The organism is Pseudoalteromonas sp., assembly GCF_041613455.1.
In the GTDB taxonomy this organism is placed as follows: Bacteria; Pseudomonadota; Gammaproteobacteria; order Enterobacterales; family Alteromonadaceae; genus Pseudoalteromonas.
In genome coordinates this window covers 1-3,316 of record NZ_JBFJHD010000281.1, presented here as the reverse complement: position 1 = coordinate 3,316, position 3,316 = coordinate 1, and the positions used below count along the sequence as shown (strand labels likewise).

The 3,316-nt window shown below is 44.8% G+C and carries 2 protein-coding genes and 1 pseudogene; 1 reads left to right on the top strand and 2 read right to left on the bottom strand.

Annotated elements, in window-relative coordinates:
• Positions 1-2,160 (bottom strand): TonB-dependent receptor plug domain-containing protein (locus ABYB02_RS15905; RefSeq protein WP_372763367.1); only part of this gene is annotated, 2,160 nt, incomplete at its 3' end.
• Between the two features lie 103 nt (positions 2,161-2,263).
• The gene (locus ABYB02_RS15900) at positions 2,264-2,548 is read right to left on the bottom strand and encodes an Mpo1-like protein (protein ID WP_372763366.1); all 285 of its coding nucleotides are present in this window, start codon (positions 2,546-2,548) and stop codon (positions 2,264-2,266) included.
• 157 nt (positions 2,549-2,705) lie between these two features.
• Between ABYB02_RS15900 and ABYB02_RS15895 the strand changes: the two are divergent.
• Positions 2,706-3,316, top strand: a pseudogene (locus tag ABYB02_RS15895) (S9 family peptidase); the annotation flags it as partial.

The window sequence follows — 3,316 nt, the reverse complement described above, 5'->3', positions numbered from 1 at the left end:
GCCCGCGCCTTGCAGCTCTGCGGGTGGCTCAATGATATCGGTTACTTGGTTTTTGCCATAGTTATAGCCTAAGTTAAACGCCACGTCACCGTAGTTGTCGGTGAGTAAGTTATAGGATGCAACTACATCCACCCCACGCGTTTTACTGTCAATCGCGTTTAAGAAAAAGCGGCCATTACTCGCCCCTGTTCCTTCTAGTAGTTCGGCAATAGCCGGGCCCGATAAGTTATTGGATAACACAATTCGGTCATCAATCAGAATTTGATAGTAATCAACCGATAAACTAAAGTTGTGTTCGGTAGACCAAGTAAATCCCACGCCATAGTTAGTGGCTTCTTCAGCATCAAGGCCCGGTGAGCCAAGCGCTTTTGCCACATTACTGCTTGGTGCGAAGGTGCCGGTTTGTGTCGGTACACCTTCTACAAATACCGTGGCCACAGAGGTAAAGTGTTGTTGTTGTAACGACGGCGCTCTAAAGCCGGTAGATAACGAGGCTCGCAGCGCTAAATCGTCGCTTAATGTGTAACGCGTGGCAATCTTACCATTTAAGGTATCGCCAAAATCAGAGTAGTCTTCGTAGCGTGCAGCTACGGTCAGGTTCCAGTTTTCGGTAATGTACGCTTCAAGATCTACATAAAAACTAACGTTATGGCGGCTGTTATCGCCTGCAGACTCGGGAGTAAAGCCAGGAAACACTTGCGAGCCTGCTGAACCAAATGGACCGTTCACTGGATCTGTGGGTGCGCCACCTGGACCAAATGAACCTTGTGCATAAGATGCTTCTTCACCGGCTTGAATCTCGTAACCTTCGCGGCGATATTCTGCACCGAGCGCCACGTTGACGCCACTGGCTAAAAAATCGACATCCACTTCACGGCTAAAGTCAACATTGAAGGTGAGCTGATCATAGGCAAGTGTGCCTGCATCAAAACGTGTTTGGCTGTTAGGGCCATAGGAGGTGTTTAAGCTATTAATAACACCAAAGTCAAATTCGTCTGAGCCATACACCGCCGATACATCGTAGTTCCACGCGCTAACAAAGCCTTTGACGCCTAGTGCCAATGAATAATCATCTATGTCTGAGGTGATCACCGGTAAAAAACCATCAGGGTAAATCTCAATCACGTTACGGCTGTCTTGCGCACGGCGATAAAAGCCAGCGCCTTCACCTTCGCGTTTGCTGTAAGAGCCAAAAGAATACAGTTCGGCATCACTGTTTAGCTGGTGGCCTGCGTTATAAAACAAAGCAAAGTCTTCGACATTACCGTTACCAAAATTGTGATTGTAGCGATCCCATGTTAATTCACGCGGATCAAGGGCACCATTGTCTAAGCGGGCGTAGTTTTCGCGCTGATCGTAATCTGCACGGTTAGTTGAATGACGGTCGCGGTATTCGGCCGACAAATTCAAAAAGCCATTTTCCCCCAGCTCAAAGCCCATATTGCCTTGCAAAGTTAAAGTTTGGCCGTCGGTGATGGAACGATCGCTGCCTTCGTTAAATGCTAAATCGCCATTGCTGTCGGTGGTTACCGCTGTAAGCTCGGGCACGCCATCCATGGTGGTAACATTGGCCCCATAAATTGCCGCAACAGAGCCCCCGCTACTGGCACTTTTAAGCACAATATTAATCACCCCTGCGATTGCGTCGGAGCCATATTGCGCAGCCGCGCCATCACGTAATACTTCAATACGCTCAATGGCGTTTGCCGGAATCGCATTTAAATCAACCGATGATGAGCCACGGCCCGTAGAGCCATTTAAATTAAGTAATGCATTACTATGGCGGCGTTTACCGTTCACCAGCACTAAGGTGTGATCGGGTGCTAAGCCCCGTAATTGTGCTGGGCGTACATGGTCGCTGCCATCAGTGAGTGATGCTTGGGGAAAATTAAAGCTAGGTAGTAAGCTGCTCAGTAGCGCATTGGTTTCAGTTTGTCCGGAGCTTGTAAGTGCGTCGCCACTAATAATATCAATTGGCACGGGACTGTCTTCTACAGTGCGACCTAAGCGGCGCGAGCCTATTACACTAATTTGTTCAATATTCGCTTGTGCTTGTACCTCTTGCTCAGCGGCATGCACTGTAAGTGAGCCAAGTAATGCCGCAGTAGCACTTAAAGTAACTGTAAGGTGTAGAGCTGATGGACGCAGTTTACGCTTCATGTTTATGTCCTTATTCAAAACCAAGGGGTTAATTGTGTTAAGTTTTTTGCACTAATTGTCAGACCTTATACTCTCGCTGCAAACCACGTCAAATGAATAACATTCAAGCAACAATAGGTTTACTTTTTAAGTAATGCAAATTGGTATAAATAGGATGCTGAAACCTAGCCGGGCGACTTTTTTCAAAAAAGTAATGACCAAAGCAAGTAAAACCATAACCAATAACGGGTAATAACCACAGTAACGTGTAAAGTTGCTTATAAAGCGCAAAAGTGGTCACAATAAACACTAAACGACTGTCGACAAAGTGTAATCGTCGGCATGTTGCGTTGCGGTGCTCGTTCAAGTAATAAAGGTAAAACGTTTTACAGCGACTAAATGAGTGCATAGCGGCTACTTTTATGTTTTGTTACTACTTACTATTAAAGCTTAAATTTACATTTGTTTACAGCAAGCAGTGGCATTGATCGCAATTAAATAGACAAACTTGCCTAAAGTTAATAACTTAGGGTAGTAATTAAATAATAACTAAAATGGAAATAACCATGTTTAAACACACTTTAGCATGTGCAGTGCTTATCGCACTGACAGGCTGTTCAGAGACAAGCAATAACAATACTAATGACACAGTAAATCTGACTATAAGCCCAATCAGTGCAGTGAGTTACCCCGAGACTAAACAGGGAAATGTTGTTGATCACTACTATGGTGAAGCGGTGGCTGACCCGTATCGTTGGTTAGAAGATGATATGAGCGCAGAAACGGCGCAGTGGGTTGCAGCACAAAATAAGTTAACTTTTGCCTATTTAGAGCAAATACCGTATCGCGATAAATTAAAACAAAGTTTAAAAAAGTTGATGGACTACGAAAAAGTAGGCGCGCCATTTAAAGAGGGCGATTACACTTACTTTTATAAAAATGATGGCCTGCAAAATCAAGCAGTTTTATATCGCAGTAAAGAAGGTGGCGCAGTCGAGGTGTTTTTAGACCCCAATACCTTTAGTGAAGATGGCACTACGTCTATGTCGGGACTGTCGTTTTCTAAAGATGGTTCGTTATTAGCGTATCAAATTTCAGAAGGGGGCAGTGATTGGCGCAAAATAATTATCATTGATACCGACACTAAACAACAAGTAGAGCAGGCCTTGGTTGATGT

Coding starts and splice junctions, on each gene's coding strand:
- ABYB02_RS15900 (WP_372763366.1), bottom strand. CDS start 2,548: ATGCACTCATTTAGTCGCTGTAAAACGTTTTACCTTTATTACTTGAAC.